The organism is Gilliamella sp. Gris3-2 (assembly GCF_001690345.1).
Lineage (GTDB): Bacteria > Pseudomonadota > Gammaproteobacteria > Enterobacterales > Orbaceae > Gilliamella > Gilliamella bombi.
The window spans coordinates 1-19,008 of sequence record NZ_LZHB01000002.1 but is presented as its reverse complement, the minus strand read 5'-3'; the positions used below and the strand labels follow the sequence as shown (position 1 = coordinate 19,008).

Sequence of the window (19,008 nt, the reverse complement as noted above, 5' to 3'; positions counted from 1 at the left end):
ATTTAACGTTATTAAACAATATGAATAATTTACGCGAGCTTACTTTAAGAGGTACCATTCTCGGCGCTCTTATTACTGTTATTTTTACTGCATCGAATGTTTATCTTGGCTTAAAAGTTGGATTAACTTTTTCGTCAGCAATCCCTGCTGCAGTAATTTCAATGGCTGTATTGAAACTGTTTTCAGGTTCAACTATTTTAGAGAATAATATGGTGCAAACTCAGGCATCAGCAGCTGGCACTTTATCTTCAATTATTTTTGTGCTACCAGGGTTGTTAATGATTGGTTATTGGCAACACTTTCCTTTTTGGCTAACCTTTGCAATATGTGCCGCAGGCGGAATGCTTGGGGTTTTATTTTCAATTCCTTTACGTCATGTAATGGTCGTTAAAAGTAATTTACCTTATCCTGAAGGTGTGGCTGCCGCTGAAATTTTAAAAGCTGGCTCTAAAACCGATAATAATGAAGCTAATGATGGGCTAAAAGATATTTTATTTGGTGGCGTGATTGCATCCATTGTTAGCCTTTTTACTAATGGTTTTCGTGCGTTATCAGAAAGCACTGCTTATTGGTTTACTGCTGGTAAGTCTATTTTTCAACTGCCTATGGGGTTCTCATTAGCTTTACTTAGTGCTGGTTATTTAATCGGAATTATGTCTGGAATTGCTATTTTAATTGGTACTATTATTGGTTGGGTATTTGGCGTTCCAATTTTAAGTGCAATTACCGATTATGATACTAGTCAACCGTTATCTGAAGTTGCTATGGGATTTTGGGCAAAAGATATTCGTTTTATTGGTGCAGGGGTAATCGCAATTGCAGCCGTTTGGACATTACTCACGTTAATCAAACCGATGGCCGAAGGGTTAAAAATCTCGTTTAAAAGTATGCGTTCAGATGCGTCTGACAGTGATATTGCATCAACCGAGCGGGATTTATCACCTAAAACTATTTTAGTCATTATGGGCAGTATGTTAGCTATTTTGTTAGTGACTTTTTATAGCTTCATTGACAATAGTGGGTTATCAGCAGGCGTTGCTTGGACATTAGTTTTTTGCGCTGTATTATTTGCTTTTATTATGGGTTTTTTAGTGGCTGCCGCTTGTGGTTATATGGCTGGACTTGTTGGCTCATCAGCAAGCCCAATATCAGGAATAGCAATTGTTGCTGTGGTAGTCATTTCATTGATCTTATTAGGTTTAGGCGAAGCTAATGGTATGCTATCTTCTATTGAAGGTTCTAATTTTGCAACCGCACTTGCGCTCTTTACAACCAGTGCTGTATTGGCGATCGCTTGTATTTCAAATGATAATTTACAAGACCTAAAAACAGGTCATTTGGTTAATGCTACCCCTTGGAAACAACAAGTCGCATTATTACTTGGCTGTGTTGTTGGTGCAATTGTTATTGCGCCTATTTTAGAGATTTTATATAACGCTTATGGCTTTACTGGCGCTTTACCTCGCCAAGATATGGATGTAAGCCAAGTTTTAGCTGCACCACAAGCAACATTGATGACAACAATTGCTAAGGGCATTTTTGCTCATCAACTTGACTGGACAATGATTTTAATAGGACTTGCTTTAGGTGCTGCTATTATTATTGTTGATTTAATTCTTGCCCAAAATAAATCTAATTTTCGCATACCTGCTCTTGCTGTTGGGTTAGGCATTTATTTACCGCCAAGCATTACAACACCAATTATTATTGGTACTTTTTTATCATGGATAATTAAACGTAATGCGTACAAAAAAGCCCAAGCGCAAAATTTAGATCCAGAAGAACAATACAAAAAAGTTGATCGTAAAGCGGCGCTAATTGCATCGGGCCTGATTGTTGGCGAGAGCTTAGTTGGCGTGTTATTGGCTATTGTAATTGTGATTAGTATCACCAATGGCGGAAATGATGCTCCACTCGCAATACCGTTCGATTTAGGTATGTTACCGCAACTTTTAGGGCTTTTTGTTTTTGTTGGTATATGTACGTTCTTTATCCGTCGTGCTTTATCAGCAATTAAAAAATAGGCCTACGAATAATTAAATTTAAGCCCTTTTCGTTTCAACAAAGGGCTTTTTTGTTTGAATTGATTGTTTTATAACGTTCCTGATTTTAGATGATTAAAACAATTTTTATTAACCTACTTTATTTTGAATAATAGACATAAATATCATGATAGTTTTTGATTCGATCCAAGTGCGCCGTGGCGTTAACCTGCTATTAGATAATGCATCAGCAACCATTAATCCTCAACAAAAAGTGGGGTTAGTGGGTAAAAATGGCTGCGGAAAATCCACCCTTTTTTCGCTAATTAAAGGTGAAATCCAAGCTGATGCAGGCACATTGAGTGTTCCATCTCACTGGCAACTGGCTTGGGTCAATCAAGAAACACCAGCCTTGGATATTCCTGCGATTGAATATGCGATTGATGGCGATCGTGAATATCGTCAATTAGAAAAGCAGTTAAATATTGCCAATGAGCAAAATAATGGTCAACAAATTGCGGTCATTCATGAAAAGCTTGATACCATAGATGCATGGACAATTCGTGCACGAGCTGCAACATTATTACATGGTCTTGGTTTTTCTAATGAGCAATTAATGTTACCGGTTAAGTCCTATTCCGGTGGTTGGCGAATGCGATTGAATTTGGCACAAGCGTTAATGTGTCGTTCTGATTTATTATTGCTTGATGAACCAACCAATCACCTTGATTTAGATGCTGTCATTTGGCTTGAAAAATGGCTAAGCAACTATCAAGGGACTTTAATTTTAATTTCTCACGATCGTGATTTTTTAGATCCTTTAGTCAATAAAATTATTCATATTGAACAAAAAAGTTTATTTGAATACACCGGTAACTACTCTTCATTTGAGATTCAGCGATCTACAAAGTTAGCACAACAACAATCACTCTATGAAAGCCAACAACTTAAAGTTGCACACTTACAAAATTATATTGATCGATTTAGAGCCAAAGCAACAAAAGCTAAACAGGCGCAAAGCCGTATAAAAATGTTAGAAAGAATGGAACTGATTGCACCAGCGCATGTCGATAATCCATTTCATTTTAATTTTAAACCATCAGAATTCTTACCAAGCCCTTTGTTAAGGATGGACAAAGTCGTAGCGGGTTATGATGATAAAATTATACTAGAAAAAATTAAGCTTAATTTAGTCCCTGGTTCACGCATTGGCTTATTAGGACGCAATGGTGCAGGTAAATCAACACTGATTAAATTGCTAGCTGGTGAACTTGCACCTAAAGAAGGCCATATTAATCTCGCTAAAGGTGTTCAATTAGGCTATTTTGCTCAACATCAATTAGAATATCTACGCCCCGATGAGTCACCACTTTGGCATTTAACGCAACTTGCTGAACCGAAAAATACAGAGCAAGAACTACGTAATTATTTAGGTGGATTTGATTTTCAAGGCGACAAAGTCACCGAGCCAGTTAAAACTTTCTCGGGTGGTGAAAAGGCGCGACTTGTTTTAGCTTTAATTGTATGGCAAAAACCGAATCTTCTTTTATTAGACGAACCAACTAACCACCTAGATTTAGATATGCGACAAGCATTGACTGAAGCGCTAATTGATTTTGATGGTGCATTAGTTGTGGTGTCACATGATCGCCATTTACTACGTTCGACCACCGATGAATTCTATTTAGTCCATGATCATAAAGTTGAACCATTTGACGGCGATCTTGATGATTATCAAAAATGGTTAGCCGAAGCACAAAAAGATGATAACCAATCAAATGACGAAATAAATTCACCCAAAAAAGAAAATACAAGTAATATATCAGCTCAAGATCGTAAAGAGCAAAAACGTAAACAAGCTGAATTACGTGCACAAATGCAGCCAATAAAAAAACAGTTACAAAAAGAAGAACAGATGCTTGATAAATTAACCCATCAATTAAAGCAAATTGAAGAACAACTGTCTGATCCTGCAATCTATGATGCGAGCAAAAAAAACGAACTTACAACTTTGTTACTAGAGCAAAGCCAACTTAAAAATCAATTAGAAGAAACAGAACTACAATGGTTAGAATTACAACAACAATTGGAATCGTTTAACTTAGATTAAATTGATCATTTCGGTTAATAGGCTTGAGGTAATGGCTATCCATTGTCTATAAGCCAGCTATTTAAATTCATAGGTTATCCTCGCCAATGTTATCGACGATATCATAGATATACATTTTTGCCTGTTCAAAATCATATCCCTCAATACCAAAAACGGATGTGCAAGATATCATACCTTCAAGTATTAACATAATTAGGCAAGATGCTTGTTCACATGACTTTGTGCCTCCTAGACATTCAAAAATCCTATCTTGAATCCACTTTTTATGTTCACTAACAATAGCGCATATTTCTTCGCTTTTATTGTTATATTCAGACTTGGCTCGTACAAACATACAACCACGGTAATTATCATTCTTAAACCATTTTATATGCCATGAAATAATTGCATTGATTTTGTCTTTTTTTTCAGAAAAAACAGCGATAACATCTGTAAGTGATTTTTTAAAACAATCATTCCGCCTAAGTAACACTTTACTTACAAGCCCATTTTTGTCACCAAAATATTTATATAATGTTCTTTTTGATACACCTGCATTTTCTGCAATAAGCTCTAAACTAACAGGATGATAACCATATTCATTAAACAGCGATTCAGCCGCAGCAAGTATCATATCAACAATTTCAGGCTTCAATTTCATTTTTTATTATTTGTAATTGCTAGAATATTTTTGATTCTATCACAACAACTCTAATATAGTTAATTATAAATAATGTTTGACCTTTATAGTTAATAAATACACATTAAGTAAACGATGCAGTTTACTTAATAGACTTACTAGTTTTATTAAAATCCCACATTAACCAAACAGGAGAGATTTATGCTAGAAAAATTAAAAGGAGGAGAGGTGATGTCACCTAAACCTAACGCAGTAGCTATATTGAGAGGATTTATTGGGGGTGCTTTAGGGATTTTAACTTTGCTCGTAATCACTCAGTGGGGAGATACATTAGCAATTATGGCTCCATTTGGTGCAACATGCGTCTTGTTATTTGCTGCACCTAAATCTCCATTAGCACAACCAAGAAGTGTTATAGGAGGGCATTTTATTTCGTCTTTTATAGGTGTGTTGTTCATTAATTTATTTAGTAATGGAATTATACCGATAGCATTAGCAGTTGGGACATCTATCGCATTGATGCAGTTACTACGTGTAGTTCACGCTCCAGCTGGTGCAAACCCTATTTTAATCATGATGTCTGGAATTACTGACTATTCATTCTTGATAACACCAGTACTTATAGGTTCAGTTTTATTAGTCATGGTTGCTTTAATAGTTAATAATATAGGAATCGAAGCACGTTGGCCTAACTATTGGTTGGGATATCACTTTGATATGGGTAAAAGAATAAAAAAATATAAAAAAGAATAGATTGCCTGTATTATATTAATAATAAATTATGATCCTATAGTGGTTTTATCTACCTTGGCAACTCACTTTGATTAAATATATTAGAAACAGAACTATTATTCTCAAATTCTGGAAAGGCATTATATTTCTTTCATAAAAACAAAAACCACAAGATAGACTCTTGTGGTTTTCTAAAAGATACAGCTAATTCAGTGAAAAACTATATCAAAAGATTAGCTCTTTTCAACTTGACTAAAATCTAGCTCTACAGGCGTTGAACGTCCAAAAATAGAAACCGATACTTTTAAGCGACTTTTTTCGTAATCAACTTCTTCTACTACACCATTAAAGTCAGCAAATGGACCTTCGTTAACACGAACAAGCTCGCCTGGTTCAAATAGTGTTTTAGGGCGTGGTTTATCACCTATTTGTTGTAAACGATTCATGATAGCATCAACTTCACGTTGGCTGATAGGCGCTGGTCGATCCGAAGTACCACCAATGAATCCCATTGTTCTTGGTACACTTTTTACTAAATGCCAAGTTGCATCATTCATCATCATTTCAACTAGCACATAACCAGGAAAGAATTTACGTTCACTTTTACGGCGTTGACCACTTTTCATTTCAACAACTTCTTCAGTGGGTACTAAAACTTCACCAAATGCATCTTCCATATTATGTAATTTGATGTATTCACGTAATGATTGTGCAACCCTCGCTTCATACCCAGAATAAGCTTGAATAACATACCATCGCTTTTGTTGTGTTTCGCTCATATTAACGCCCTATTGATGTTAAATAAAAGATGACTAAACGGAATACTGTATCCATCCCCCAAAGCGCTAAACCAACAAAAAGTGTAATAGCTGCAACAAGTAAAGTTGTTTGTGCTGTTTCTTTACGTGTTGGCCATACAACTTTTCTTAATTCTTTTCTAGATTCTTGTAAAAATAACAAAAATGACTTACCCATGTTTGTTGTAATCGCAATTAACAGCGTTAATAACGAAATTACAACAACTGCAATAATCCGAACGATTGTATTAGGTTGATATATATCATTTGGTTCAGCAAAATAAAAATTTCCCCAAACAACAAATGCAATCAATACTAAAACTAAACACCACTTAAATTTGTCTAGAATAGTATTTGAATCTTGACTCTCGTTACTTACTAGCATATAAAACCCATAATTATGTTATTTATAGTAATATCTATTTTCCAAAATGCTCTTTTATCAAAAACATTTTGCTAAACAGACTAGATAAGAAAGGGCATCTATTGATACCCTTTCTATTGGTAGCTAATACTAGATTATTTAATAACCCTAGCAACAACACCCGCACCAACAGTACGACCACCTTCACGAATCGCAAAACGTAAGCCGTCTGCCATTGCGATTGGGTGAATTAATGATACTGTCATTTTGATGTTATCTCCAGGCATTACCATTTCTACACCTTCTGGTAATTCGATAGTACCAGTTACGTCAGTTGTACGGAAGTAGAACTGTGGACGGTAACCTTTGAAGAATGGAGTGTGACGACCACCTTCATCTTTGCTTAAAATATACACTTCTGATTCAAAATCAGTATGTGGAGTGATTGAACCTGGTTTTGCAAGTACTTGACCACGTTCGATTTCTTCACGTTTTGTACCACGTAGTAATACACCAACGTTTTCACCTGCACGACCTTCGTCAAGTAATTTACGGAACATTTCAACACCAGTACAAGTTGTTTTAGTGGTTGGCTTGATACCAACAATTTCAACTTCTTCTCCAACTTTGATTACACCGCGTTCAACACGACCAGTTACTACTGTACCACGTCCTGAAATTGAGAATACGTCTTCAATTGGTAATAGGAATGGTTTGTCGATATCACGCTCTGGCTCTGGAATATAGCTATCTAATGCTTCTGCTAATTCAACAATTTTGTCTTCCCATGCTGCATCGCCTTCTAACGCTTTAAGCGCAGAACCACGAATGACTGGTGTATCATCACCTGGGAAATCATATTGAGATAGAAGTTCACGTACTTCCATTTCAACTAATTCTAATAATTCTTCATCATCAACCATATCACATTTATTTAAGAATACGATGATGTAAGGAACACCTACTTGACGACCTAAAAGAATGTGTTCACGAGTTTGTGGCATAGGACCATCTGTTGCTGCTACTACTAAGATAGCACCGTCCATTTGTGCCGCACCAGTGATCATGTTTTTAACATAGTCAGCATGGCCTGGGCAGTCTACGTGTGCATAGTGACGAGTTGGTGTATCGTATTCAACGTGTGAAGTGTTGATGGTGATACCACGTGCTTTTTCTTCTGGTGCGTTATCGATTTGATCGAATGCACGAGCTTGACCGCCGTATTTTTTAGCAAGTACAGAAGTAATTGCAGCAGTTAAAGTTGTTTTACCGTGGTCAACGTGGCCGATTGTACCAACGTTAACGTGGGGTTTTGTACGTTCAAATTTTTCTTTAGACATTTATCGTCCCTCAAATGTAATACAAATCGGTGGTGAATCACCACATTAACCAAGTATCATATTTAATATCAACATAATACTAACTTAAAATTAGCTCTGAATGATAACAGATAAAGTTACCGAGTGACAAGCTATAAAGCAGGCAAATTTGATATTTTTAGAAGTTTAGGAGATTAACAAGAATGGTGCTGATAGGCAGATTTGAACTGCCGACCTCACCCTTACCAAGGGTGCGCTCTACCAACTGAGCTATATCAGCAATTGGAGCGGGCAGCGGGAATCGAACCCGCATCATCAGCTTGGAAGGCTGAGGTAATAGCCATTATACGATGCCCGCATGTTCAAACTCGGCTACCTAAATGCTTCAATTAGCTATTGCTAATGTTAGATGATGGTGGTGGGGGAAGGATTCGAACCTTCGAAGTGTGACACGGCAGATTTACAGTCTGCTCCCTTTGGCCGCTCGGGAACCCCACCCCGAATCTTTATAAATTTGTCTACTTAGGAAAATGGTGCCGGCTGCCGGAATCGAACTGGCGACCTACTGATTACAAGTCAGTTGCTCTACCTACTGAGCTAAGCCGGCCTAAGTGCTGCGCATTATGAACTAGAACATTTAACCTTGCAAGCAAAAAAAACAAATTTTATTTTGTTTGCTTAAAAATAAATCAAAAACATAAAAAAACCCGAAATTTATGCTTATTTCGGGTTTTATTTAGTTCAAAATAAACTTATGTTATTTCTTTTTAACTACATTTTTTTAGTTGTCCCTACACCTTTAGCCGCTGTTTGTACCGCTACATCTTCGCTAATATCGCCTTTGTCTTGATATGCACGACCATAATAAGTATCAAGAAGGATCTGTTTTAGCTCAGCAATTAGAGGATAACGTGGATTTGCACCAGTACATTGGTCATCAAAGGCATCAACTGCAAGCTGATCGACTTGAGCCAAGAAAGTTTTTTCATCCACACCAAATTCTTTAATAGAAAATGGAATATCAAGATCTTTTCTAAGTTGATCTAACCAACCAATTAATTTCTCGACTTTCTTCTCATCATTATCTGTAGCTGTGGTTAGACCTAAATGATCAGCAATTTCGGCATAACGGCTAACTGCTTTAGGATAACCATATTGGCTAAACGTACCTTGTTTAGTTGGTTTGTCGGTTGCATTAAAACGGACAACATTACTAATTAACATCGCATTAGCAACACCATGAGGAATATGGAATGCTGCACCAATTTTATGAGCTATTGAGTGACAAACGCCAAGGAATGCTTGAGCAAAAGCAACACCTGCTAACGTTGCTGCACTATGCACTTTTTCTCGAGCAATAGGATTTTTTGCCCCTTCTCTATAACTTGCTGGTAAATAAGCTTTAAGTATGCTTAGCGCTTGTAACGCTTGCCCATCAGAAAACTCACTTGCCATAACTGATACGTAAGCTTCTAAAGCATGCGTTACAGCATCATAGCCTCCAGCAGCACAAAGTGAGCGAGGCATATTCATCACTAAGTTTGCATCAACTATTGCCATATTAGGCGTAATAGCATAATCCGCTAATGGATATTTTTGACCTGTTGCATCATCAGTAACCACGGCAAATGGAGTTACTTCAGAGCCTGTACCTGATGTGGTTGTTACACAAATTAATTTTGCTTTTTGCCCCATATTTGGGAAGTGGCAAGCACGTTTACGAATATCCATAAAACGTAATGCTAGCTCTTCGAATTTAGTTTCAGGGTGCTCATATAAAACCCACATGATTTTTGCAGCATCCATTGGTGAACCACCACCTAACGCAATAATTGTATCTGGTTGGAATGCTTGCATTGAATCAGTACCCTTACGCACGACACTTAATGTTGGATCTGCTTCAACATCAAAGAAAGTTTCACAAATAACACCTTGTGCTTCTAATTGATCAGTGATTTGTTTTGAGTAACCGTTATTAAATAGGAATTTATCTGTTACTAAAAATACACGTTTTGCACCTTGCTCAACCACTTCACTTAAAGCTACTGGTAGTGAGCCACGTTTAAAATAGATAGAACTTGGTAGTTTGTGCCATAACATATTTTCTGCTCTCTTAGCGATTGTTTTCTTATTGATTAAGTGCTTCGGTCCAACATTTTCAGATACCGAGTTCCCCCCCCAAGAGCCACATCCTAATGTTAAAGATGGCGCTAAATCAAAATTATATAAATCACCAATACCACCATGAGCCGCTGGTTGATTTATTAAAATACGGCAAGTTTTCATTTTACTACCAAAATAAGCAATACGTTCACGATTGCTATCTTGATCAGTATAAAGGACTGAAGTGTGCCCCATTCCACCCATTTCAACCAATTTTTCTGCTTTATCAACAGCTTCAGAGAAATCTTTAGCCTTGAACATAGCAAGCGTTGGAGAAAGTTTTTCGTGAGCAAACGGTTCAGATAAATCAACTTTACTTACTTCGCCAACAAGTACTTTCGAACCAGCTGGAACTTTAAGACCGGCCATTTCAGCAATTTTAGTTGCTGGCTGACCAACAATATTGGCATTTAAGGCGCCTTTGTCGTTTAAAATAATACCTTGTACTGCTTTAGTTTCTTTAGCATTTAAGACATATGCACCATATTGAGTTAATAAGCGACGTACTTCATCATAGACAGAATCAACAACAACAATTGCTTGTTCTGATGCACAGATCATCCCGTTATCAAATGTCTTAGACATAAGTACTGAGGCAACAGCACGTTTCAAATCAGCTGTTTCATCTATAACAACTGGTGTATTACCTGCACCAACACCTAACGCAGGTTTACCTGAACTATAAGCGGCTTTTACCATGCCTGGTCCACCAGTTGCTAAAATAGCAGACACATCATCGTGGTGCATTAATGCATTTGATAATTCGATAGATGGCTCGTCAATCCAACCAATAATATCTTTTGGTGCGCCAGCTTTAATTGCGGCATCTAATACAATTCGAGCAGCTTCAATAGTTGATTTTTTAGCTCGAGGATGTGGAGAGAAGACAATTGCATTGCGAGTTTTTAAGCTAATTAATGATTTAAAAATCGCAGTTGAAGTTGGGTTAGTTGTTGGAACAATTCCACAAATAATACCAAGTGGTTCTGCTATAGTAATAGTACCGAATGGTTCATTTTCAGCAACGACTCCACAAGTCTTATCGTGACGATATTTATTTAAAATATACTCAGCGGCAAAAAGGTTTTTTATGACCTTATCTTCGACAATTCCCATTCCTGACTCTGCAACAGCTTGTTGCGCAAGTGGAATACGTGCCGCAGCGGCGGCTGTCGCTGCTGCTACAAAGATTTTGTCGACTTGTTCTTGAGTATAAGTTGAATAAGTCTCCTGTGCCTTTTTGACTCGAACCATTAACTCATTTAACTCATTCATGTTAGTTACTGCCATAGATTTCTCCTTGAAATTAAAAAATAAATCGGGATCGTTTGGCGTCTTCCTTGAAACTATTTAATGCTTAAGCATAATGACAAAACGAAATTGACGTTATCGTAAATCAGATTTTTACTTTATACAATAATATATTGAATAAAAAAAAGCATGTTACGAAAAGTAACTAATTTTTATGTATTTAGTCACTAAAAAAGAAATAGATATAAAAAAAGGAACCATTTTTATTCAAAAATGGTTATTATTAATGGAATTTGTTATGGAAGAAAAAGGACTAGTTTTAAAAAATTATGTGTTACACAATTTATTTAGCACATAACTAACCGCCACAAAACCAAAGGTGGCTGTAACTGTTGTAATTGCGCCGAACCCTGACTCACAGTCCATTTTTTTAGGTCCATCTGCTTCACTTTTTGTTAAACATACTTGTCCATTTTTAGAAGGGTACGTTAATTGCTCAGTCGAAAATACACAAGGAATGCCGTATTTACCTTTGCTATCTTTATTTAATTTATAATTATACTTTAGTTTTTCACGTAACTTTGCTACTAATGGATCTTGAATTGTCTTTGCCAAATCTGCAATTTTAATTTGGGTTGGATCTTTTTGTCCACCAGCTCCACCAATGGTAATCACTTTCAATTTTTGTCGCTTACAATATGCAAGCACAGCCGCTTTATCATGTACACTATCAATTGCTTCAATAATATAGTGATAACATGGGGATTGCTTTGTTCCTAAATATTCACTAACATTATCTGAATTAATAAAATCATCAATTTCATTCACGATACATTCAGGGTTAATTTGTAAAATGCGTTCAGCCATAACCGAGGTTTTAGCTTTGCCAATATTGGATTTTAACGCATGAATTTGGCGATTTGTATTTGTTACACAAACATCATCCATATCAATTAGGGTAATTTGACCAATACCACTACGCGCTAGCGATTCAGCAACCCAAGAACCTACACCACCGATACCAATTACACAAATATGCGCTTGTGAAAAACATTGCAAAGCTGACTCACCATAAAGCCTAGCTATACCGCTAAAACGTTGAAAGTAAGATTCTTTATTCATCAATAATTAATAATAGTGTTTTATACTAAAACAACTACTCTCCTGAAACTTTTTTACAAATTATAACTGTAATATTTTTTATATAAAGAACTTATCAATAAGTATTAGAGATATTATACCTTTCACGAATAAAAAACCAAATTCATAACTCTTATAAAGGTCAGCTACATCATCTTCGACGATGAGTAATCGATAAGATATTATGTGTATTTGTTTAACTTATTATTTTTTCCTACAATTTGCCATTTCATACCAAGCAATTGTACCTTTAGCTTGAACAAAGTAGATAAAGGGTCTAATAACCTATCAGGCCGTAATACCCTCGTGCTTAGTCAGGCTAACGTCGAGCAAAATAGAGCTATATATTAAAATGGTTAACAATTTTAATATAGATTGAACATATCTATTTTTTAGATCAAACAAAAATGTTATACGCTAGATACTAAAGTATTAACAGTATATAATATTAAAAATTTTTAATCTTAATTTAAATAAATTATTGGAGTTTTAATTTTTTATGAAAGAATATAAGGTAGTTATTTATCAAGAAAACGCTTTTTCTTCGTTTCTTTTTGGATCAGCTAATGTTAATCCAGCTAGGTTTACCGAGTTACTAAATAAAAATGCTGAAGCAGGCTGGCGTGTAGTAACGATGGAAAGAGAGATACGTCGCTTGTTCTTATTCTGGAATCGAGAAGCTCACATTGTTATCCTTGAGCGTGACCGTATTTAAACAATCTCAAAAGCATTTTTATTAAAATAATCCATTACAGGTAATAATATTTTAAATTAATAGTTGTAAGGTTAGAAATCAATATGCTCTTAGGGCATATTATTTCTACTAAATAAGATAAACTCAAACTGGCTAATTAGTAAATTAGAAGTATTAATTCTTTGTTAAAAAGTTTCAGGAAACACTATGTTTCAGTATAAAATAGGCAACTTTAGGATTTATGCTGTAATTTTTGCTCTGCTAGAGCTAAAAAGACAATACCTATAATGATAGATAACCCACCAAGCATGCGTGTCAATGTAATTTGCTCATCAAAAACAATAACCGATACCAACATTACTGTAACCACCTGTAAATGAGAAGCGGCAAAAGCTGGACCCACTGGGGCTTTTTTTAATAATACCATCCAAGTGACAAATGCCCCTGTATAGCCAAGCATTACTAAATAAGCCCAACCATAAGTAAAAATACGGATTAACCAATCAATACTCACTTCAAATGGCATAGCTGATATTGCAGTTAATTTAAAGCTTGTTTGACCAAATGTGTCAAAAAATAATAGTAAAATAAATCCAATAATATAAAATTTTTTCATTACGTAAGCCCCACTAAAACTACGCCAGTAGTAATAAAAAATATACCAATGATACGAAATAAAGTAAGGTGCTCTTGAAATAAGATACGGCCAGCTAACATAACAGTTATGATATTAAATGAACCTAGTAAAATACCTTGCGATAAAGGCACTTTACTTAAAAATGCTAGCCAAAAAATAAAACCGATAAAATATGTGCCAAACCCCAACCAAAGCCAAAAATTGCTAAATAATTTTTGCCAATAATGTAAACCCTGCTTATTTTTTGAAGTAATTGCGGCATACTTAAATGCAATTTGCCCAACAGTATCACAGGCAATATTAATTAACCAAAGAACAATAATTAAGGTTGACACTGCTGGCAAAATCCGTGTATTTCTAGCACACTATGTTTGATTAAAAAATCACTTTGTTGTGCTAACTGTTTAAATTGATGTTCGATATCTTGTGAATGTTTTTCGATGATTTGTTGACATTTATCGCAAATGAATAAAATTGAAATATGTTCAGGATCTTGAAAATGTGGACAAATAATATAGCTATTAGAAGATTCCACTTTATGGATAAAACCTTGTTCAAGTAAAAATTCAAGTGCACGATAAATTGTTGGAGGTTTAGCTTGTGGTTCGCTTACTTTTAGTAGATCTAAAAGATCATAGGCACTCATTGCTTTATTTGCCGTTAACATAATATCTAAAACTGTTCGACGTTGCGTTGTCAGTTTAATACCACGTTTTTTGCATAAAGTTTCAATCTTTTCAATTAACAGATTATGCATTTAATATCCTTTGCCTTTAGCCATAATTTTTTTGTGCAGCTTTTCTTCGTCTTATTTCTTTAGGATCATTGATTAAAGGGCGATATATTTCAATACGATCGCCATTTTTAACCAATTCATTAAGATCACAACGTTTTCCATAGATGCCGATTAAATGTTCATCTAGTTTAATCTGGCATAACGATAAGATATTGGATTTTGTAATTGCTTGCAAGACATTCGTTTGCTCATCAACATTACAATTAATTACTGTTGGATTATTCGGTAACGCATAAACAACTTGAATATTGATCATTTTAATAAATCTGCCTTGCTCTTTTTGAAAACGCATTAACCATACTAGTCATGATTTCTTTAAATATAGGAGTAAAAGTCATATCTAATAATTTATTTTTGAACTCAAAATCTAAATTGAGACTAATTTTACTTTGGTTTTCAGTAATTTTAACAAATTGCCACCGACCCGATAATTGTTTAAATGGACCTTCTAAAAGCGTTATATCAATTGAGTTAGGTTCATTAACTCTATTTAATGTGGTAAAAGATTTTTTAAAACCGAACTTTTCAACCTTAATAAAGGCAGTCATAATATTATCTTGTTTTCTAATAATGCCTGTTGCGATACAATCAGGAATGAATTCTGGATATTTTTCTATATCATTAACTAAAGCAAACATTTGCTCAATTGAGTAGGGCTCAATAACTTCGTGAAAAACATGTGCCATAATAATAAAATAAAAAGTTAAAATTAGTAGCATATAGTATCACGTAACTCTATAATAACGCACATTATGACTAAGAAAAAATTACACAAGCCGGGATCGGCAACTATTGCATTAAATAAACGTGCACGCCATGAGTACTTTATTGAAGAGGAAATTGAGGCGGGATTATCCCTGCAAGGTTGGGAAGTAAAATCTCTCCGTGCAGGTAAAGCAAATATTAGTGATAGCTATGTTTTACTTAAAGATGGTGAAGCATGGTTATTTGGTGCAACTATTACGCCGTTAAATGTTGCCTCAACGCATGTTATTTGTGAACCGATGCGAAATCGTAAGTTGCTGCTAAATGAGCGTGAGCTCAACTCATTATTTGGTCAGATCAACCGCCAAGGCTATACGGTTGTTGCTCTTTCGTTATATTGGAAAAACGCATGGGCAAAAGTAAAAATTGGTGTTGCCAAAGGTAAAAAAGAATACGATAAACGTACCGATATTAAAGAACGCCAATGGCAAGTTGATAAAGCACGTATTATGAAAAACGCAAATCGGTAATGTTTTGATTCACTTCGTAAAATATAACGCTAGCAGTAGATATCGATTCAATTTCTGTTTTAATTAGATTTGCTAGCGCTATCTTTTTTAGTACATTATAAATCTACAATATACTAACGTTGATCATCAACAGTTACGCCTGCTGGCGGAGTAAATTTGAATTTGTCTAATGCGACTTTACCTAGTGTTTGTCGAGACAAGTCATAAAAACTACGTTGGCCATCTTCTTCTATAATAGTAAAGTTAGAAATCATACCTGTAGGTAATACCGAAATAATAAAGTCTTGATTAGACCCATCTGTTGGTTTTAAGGTAAACGAATCTTGTTTACGAGTGACATTATAAACATTCCAAATTGGGTTATGACTGTCAGTAATTAGTAACATTAATCGGTTATCGATCGCTTTTTTCAAGTCCATTACACTAACTTGTTGAACTGCTGGTGTGTATACCCACATATTCTTTCCATCAGAAATAATCGATGTTTCATCAGGTTCATTCATCGTCCAATTAAAATAGTAAGGTCTACTAACCCATAAATCGCCTTTACCTTCTTGTACTTGTTGATTATCGGCCGTTTTCACATCTTGCGAAAACCTTGCATAAAACCCGTCAATTTTATCTAAACGTTGTTGTAATACTTCTTTATCGCTAGCCCATGCTGATAAACTAACTAATGCTCCAATTAAAAGTAAAAACTTTTTCATAGCCAATCCTTATGTATTTCTTCTATAAAAATATGTTAAATATATTTTGATTACTATATAGGATTGAAATATTACCGTTTTTATTCTAGTGGGGAAAGATATTTTCTTTTCTTTTTTCACTTACAAAATAACAAGTATATAATAGGTTTTATTTTACAAATGCGGATAAATACCTGCCATGCCGAGTATGTCTTTTGAATTTACTACTGATGAATTTAAACCATTGGCAGCTAGAATGCGCCCACGTAATCTAGCTGAATATATAGGTCAATCTCATCTATTGGGGAAAGATAAACCGCTACCCAAAGCAATTGAAGCTGGAAATTTACACTCAATGATCCTTTGGGGGCCGCCAGGCACGGGCAAAACAACTTTAGCTGAAATTATTGCTCATCATGCTAATGCTAAAGTTGAACGAGTTTCTGCCGTTACATCTGGCATAAAAGATATTCGTGAAGCAATTGAACGTGCTAAAATTAATCAGCAAGCAGGGATCCGCACTATATTATTTGTTGACGAAGTTCATCGTTTTAATAAAAGTCAACAAGATGCGTTTTTACCTTATGTCGAAAACGGCACTGTTACGTTTATTGGAGCAACAACTGAAAATCCATCATTTGAATTAAATTCTGCATTATTATCTCGTGCAAGAGTCTATTTGCTCAAATCATTAACCAACCATGACATTGAGCAAATTTTACAGCAGGCAATGGACGATCCTAACCGTGGTTATGGTAATAAAAACATCAATCTACCCGAAGAAACAAAAAAACAAATTGCTGACTTCGTTGGTGGTGATGCAAGGCGAGCACTTAACACACTTGAACTATTAATTGACATGTCAGATGGGCATGAACTTACACCTGATTTACTCAAAGAAGTTATGGGAGAACGTAGTGCGAGATTCGATAATCAAGGCGATCGTTTTTACGATTTAATTTCCGCGGTACATAAATCAATACGTGGTTCCGCACCTGATGCCGCTCTGTATTGGTATGCAAGAATTATATCAGCTGGCGGAGATCCACTTTATGTTGCACGTCGATTATTAGCCATTGCCTCGGAAGATGTTGGTAATGCCGATCCTAGAGCTATGCAAGTCGCGCTTGCGGCATGGGACTGCTTTACAAGAGTTGGTCCTGCTGAAGGTGAACGTGCAATTGCACAAGCAATCATCTATCTTGCTTGTGCACCAAAAAGTAATGCAGTTTACCTTGCATTTAAACAAGCAATGACTGATGCTGAATCAAAACCTGATTACGATGTTCCTGAGCATTTACGCAACGCTCCAACAAGCTTAATGAAAAACTTAGGTTATGGCGCTGAGTATCGTTACGCCCACGATGAACCCAACGCTTTCGCAGCAGGTGAAAATTACTTTCCGCCAGAAATGGCTAATACAAAATATTATCGCCCAACAACTCGTGGTGCTGAAAAAAATTATACTGAAAAATTAGCATGGATAGAAGAACAAAACCTCTCAAGCTCTATTCAACGTTATAAGTCTAAAAAATAGAGGCTGTGTTTATTTTTTATAAAAATATTCTGAAAGAATTTGATCTAACAAAATAATTATAAAATGGAGAATACTATTTCTACATACTTATTTTTGTACCCTCCTTTAAATCTTGAAATAATGTTAAAAACTTTCAGGAAACTATGTGTTTGAGTATAAAATTTTAAATAATTAAAGTGCTTTTTATCTAAAAATATGTCGTGTTAGATCTGTATCTTTTTAACAACCTGGAGCAAGCAAAGAAAATGATCGAAAATAACTTACCATTTATAATACTTGGATCGGCTACACTAATTCATACAACTTTTTTAAGGGGTAAGGTAAACTTATCCCAACTAAAAAAGGAACAAATATGAATAAGATTAAACGCAAAAGACGAACATTCACAGATGATTTTAAACAGCAAATGGTCAGTCTTTATCGACATGGTAAATCACGTAGTGAAATCGTTGCCGAATATGATTTGACACCATCAGCATTGGACCGTTGGATAACGCAATCAAGCCAAAGTGGCTCATTTAAAACAAAAGATAATCGCAGTCCACAAGAACAAGAGTTAATCGCATTGCGTAAAGAGCTTAAACAACTCCGTATGGAAAACGATATTTTAAAGCAAGCAGCACTGATAATAGGACGAAAATCGCTATCCTAAAAGCAAATCGGCATCGTTATAGCATAACAAAGCTATGTCAATATTTAGGATTATCAAGACATTATGCTTATTATCAGTGTAAATTGAATAGACAAAAATCAGTAGGGCTTTATGCCGATAAAATCGTGACGCTATTTAATCAGAGCTATCAGTCTTATGGTACAAGACGAATTCGATTTGATTTACAGAAAGAGAATATTTGGGTGTCACGCCGTTACATTGCTCGGGTGATGAAAGCCTTATTGCTGGTATCAAAATACACCGTTAAACGTTATCAATCTCATACTACGGAAG

Annotated in this window: 20 protein-coding genes and 4 tRNA genes; 8 read left to right on the top strand and 16 right to left on the bottom strand. The window is 35.4% G+C overall.

Translation table 11 applies throughout. From position 1 onward, the window contains the following. Window positions 1–20: 20 nt before the first annotated feature. Window positions 21–2,024, top strand: coding sequence for an OPT family oligopeptide transporter (locus A9G32_RS00350; protein ID WP_065589848.1), 2,004 nt, complete (start codon window positions 21–23; stop codon window positions 2,022–2,024). Window positions 2,025–2,169: 145 nt separating this feature from the next. Then, window positions 2,170–4,092 (top strand): ABC transporter ATP-binding protein, encoded by a 1,923-nt coding sequence (locus A9G32_RS00345; RefSeq protein WP_065589847.1) that lies wholly within the window; start codon window positions 2,170–2,172, stop codon window positions 4,090–4,092. A gap of 67 nt (window positions 4,093–4,159) precedes the next feature. On the opposite strand, the gene A9G32_RS00340 is transcribed toward A9G32_RS00345, so the two are convergent. Then, window positions 4,160–4,732: a TetR/AcrR family transcriptional regulator gene (locus tag A9G32_RS00340; protein ID WP_065560458.1), complete on the bottom strand. Its 573-nt coding sequence runs from the start codon at window positions 4,730–4,732 to the stop codon at window positions 4,160–4,162. A gap of 180 nt (window positions 4,733–4,912) precedes the next feature. On the opposite strand from A9G32_RS00340, the gene A9G32_RS00335 reads away from it, so the two are divergent. Then, window positions 4,913–5,464, top strand: coding sequence for an HPP family protein (locus A9G32_RS00335; protein WP_065589846.1), 552 nt, complete (start codon window positions 4,913–4,915; stop codon window positions 5,462–5,464). Between the two features lie 212 nt (window positions 5,465–5,676). Here the strand turns inward: A9G32_RS00335 and nusG are convergent, their stop codons facing one another. From nusG to tcdA, 9 genes are all read right to left on the bottom strand, one after another. Next, window positions 5,677–6,222 (bottom strand): transcription termination/antitermination protein NusG, encoded by a 546-nt coding sequence (gene nusG / locus A9G32_RS00330; RefSeq protein ID WP_034913625.1) that lies wholly within the window; start codon window positions 6,220–6,222, stop codon window positions 5,677–5,679. A gap of 1 nt (window position 6,223) precedes the next feature. Further along, window positions 6,224–6,625 (bottom strand): preprotein translocase subunit SecE, encoded by a 402-nt coding sequence (gene secE, locus A9G32_RS00325; RefSeq protein ID WP_034913628.1) that lies wholly within the window; start codon window positions 6,623–6,625, stop codon window positions 6,224–6,226. 134 nt (window positions 6,626–6,759) lie between these two features. After that, window positions 6,760–7,944 carry an elongation factor Tu gene (gene tuf / locus A9G32_RS00320; protein WP_065639651.1) on the bottom strand — a complete coding sequence of 395 codons (1,185 nt, stop codon included), beginning with the start codon at window positions 7,942–7,944 and terminating at the stop codon, window positions 6,760–6,762. 183 nt (window positions 7,945–8,127) lie between these two features. After that, a tRNA-Thr gene (locus A9G32_RS00315) sits at window positions 8,128–8,203 on the bottom strand. 3 nt (window positions 8,204–8,206) lie between these two features. Beyond that, window positions 8,207–8,281 (bottom strand) — tRNA-Gly (locus tag A9G32_RS00310). Window positions 8,282–8,336: 55 nt separating this feature from the next. Continuing rightward, window positions 8,337–8,421: transfer RNA gene (locus A9G32_RS00305), tRNA-Tyr, on the bottom strand. Between the two features lie 33 nt (window positions 8,422–8,454). Beyond that, a tRNA-Thr gene (locus A9G32_RS00300) sits at window positions 8,455–8,530 on the bottom strand. A 164-nt stretch (window positions 8,531–8,694) separates the two neighbouring features. Then, on the bottom strand, window positions 8,695–11,376 hold the full coding sequence (adhE, locus tag A9G32_RS00295; RefSeq protein WP_065590509.1) for a bifunctional acetaldehyde-CoA/alcohol dehydrogenase: 2,682 nt from the start codon (window positions 11,374–11,376) through the stop codon (window positions 8,695–8,697). Window positions 11,377–11,664: 288 nt separating this feature from the next. Beyond that, window positions 11,665–12,459 carry a tRNA cyclic N6-threonylcarbamoyladenosine(37) synthase TcdA gene (gene tcdA / locus A9G32_RS00290; protein ID WP_065590508.1) on the bottom strand — a complete coding sequence of 265 codons (795 nt, stop codon included), beginning with the start codon at window positions 12,457–12,459 and terminating at the stop codon, window positions 11,665–11,667. A gap of 517 nt (window positions 12,460–12,976) precedes the next feature. Between tcdA and A9G32_RS00285 the strand changes: the two genes are divergently transcribed. Then, entirely contained in the window at window positions 12,977–13,192 is a 216-nt protein-coding gene (locus A9G32_RS00285) for a DUF4177 domain-containing protein (protein ID WP_065590507.1), read from the top strand. Window positions 13,193–13,403: 211 nt separating this feature from the next. Here A9G32_RS00285 and A9G32_RS00280 read toward each other — a convergent pair whose 3' ends face one another. From A9G32_RS00280 to A9G32_RS00260, 5 genes are read right to left on the bottom strand one after another with little or no spacing between them, the layout of a single operon-like run. After that, window positions 13,404–13,787 carry a DMT family transporter gene (locus tag A9G32_RS00280; RefSeq protein WP_034913644.1) on the bottom strand — a complete coding sequence of 128 codons (384 nt, stop codon included), beginning with the start codon at window positions 13,785–13,787 and terminating at the stop codon, window positions 13,404–13,406. Beyond that, window positions 13,787–14,143: an EamA family transporter gene (locus A9G32_RS00275; RefSeq protein WP_034913647.1), complete on the bottom strand. Its 357-nt coding sequence runs from the start codon at window positions 14,141–14,143 to the stop codon at window positions 13,787–13,789. The genes A9G32_RS00280 and A9G32_RS00275 overlap by 1 nt, the downstream gene beginning before the upstream one ends. Beyond that, window positions 14,131–14,565, bottom strand: coding sequence for a zinc uptake transcriptional repressor Zur (zur, locus tag A9G32_RS00270; protein WP_065590506.1), 435 nt, complete (start codon window positions 14,563–14,565; stop codon window positions 14,131–14,133). The genes A9G32_RS00275 and zur overlap by 13 nt, the downstream gene beginning before the upstream one ends. Window positions 14,566–14,581: 16 nt before the next feature. Beyond that, window positions 14,582–14,860: an RnfH family protein gene (locus A9G32_RS00265; RefSeq protein WP_065590505.1), complete on the bottom strand. Its 279-nt coding sequence runs from the start codon at window positions 14,858–14,860 to the stop codon at window positions 14,582–14,584. A 1-nt stretch (window position 14,861) separates the two neighbouring features. Then, window positions 14,862–15,323: a type II toxin-antitoxin system RatA family toxin gene (locus A9G32_RS00260; protein WP_081296689.1), complete on the bottom strand. Its 462-nt coding sequence runs from the start codon at window positions 15,321–15,323 to the stop codon at window positions 14,862–14,864. Window positions 15,324–15,356: 33 nt separating this feature from the next. Here A9G32_RS00260 and smpB point away from each other — a divergent pair, with 33 nt between their 5' ends. Beyond that, on the top strand, window positions 15,357–15,839 hold the full coding sequence (gene smpB, locus A9G32_RS00255; protein ID WP_065590504.1) for an SsrA-binding protein SmpB: 483 nt from the start codon (window positions 15,357–15,359) through the stop codon (window positions 15,837–15,839). A gap of 113 nt (window positions 15,840–15,952) precedes the next feature. On the opposite strand, the gene lolA is transcribed toward smpB, so the two are convergent. Beyond that, a complete protein-coding gene (lolA, locus tag A9G32_RS00250) occupies window positions 15,953–16,546 on the bottom strand; it encodes an outer membrane lipoprotein chaperone LolA (protein ID WP_065590503.1) in 594 nt (197 codons plus the stop codon). Between the two features lie 178 nt (window positions 16,547–16,724). On the opposite strand from lolA, the gene A9G32_RS00245 reads away from it, so the two are divergent. The 3 genes from A9G32_RS00245 to A9G32_RS00235 form a co-directional block, all read left to right on the top strand. Beyond that, window positions 16,725–18,062, top strand: coding sequence for a replication-associated recombination protein A (locus A9G32_RS00245; protein WP_065590502.1), 1,338 nt, complete (start codon window positions 16,725–16,727; stop codon window positions 18,060–18,062). A gap of 352 nt (window positions 18,063–18,414) precedes the next feature. Continuing rightward, window positions 18,415–18,714, top strand: coding sequence for an IS3 family transposase (locus A9G32_RS00240; protein ID WP_065589462.1), 300 nt, complete (start codon window positions 18,415–18,417; stop codon window positions 18,712–18,714). An 83-nt stretch (window positions 18,715–18,797) separates the two neighbouring features. After that, the coding region (locus A9G32_RS00235) for an IS3 family transposase (RefSeq protein ID WP_141672853.1) at window positions 18,798–19,008 on the top strand (211 nt) is incomplete at its 3' end.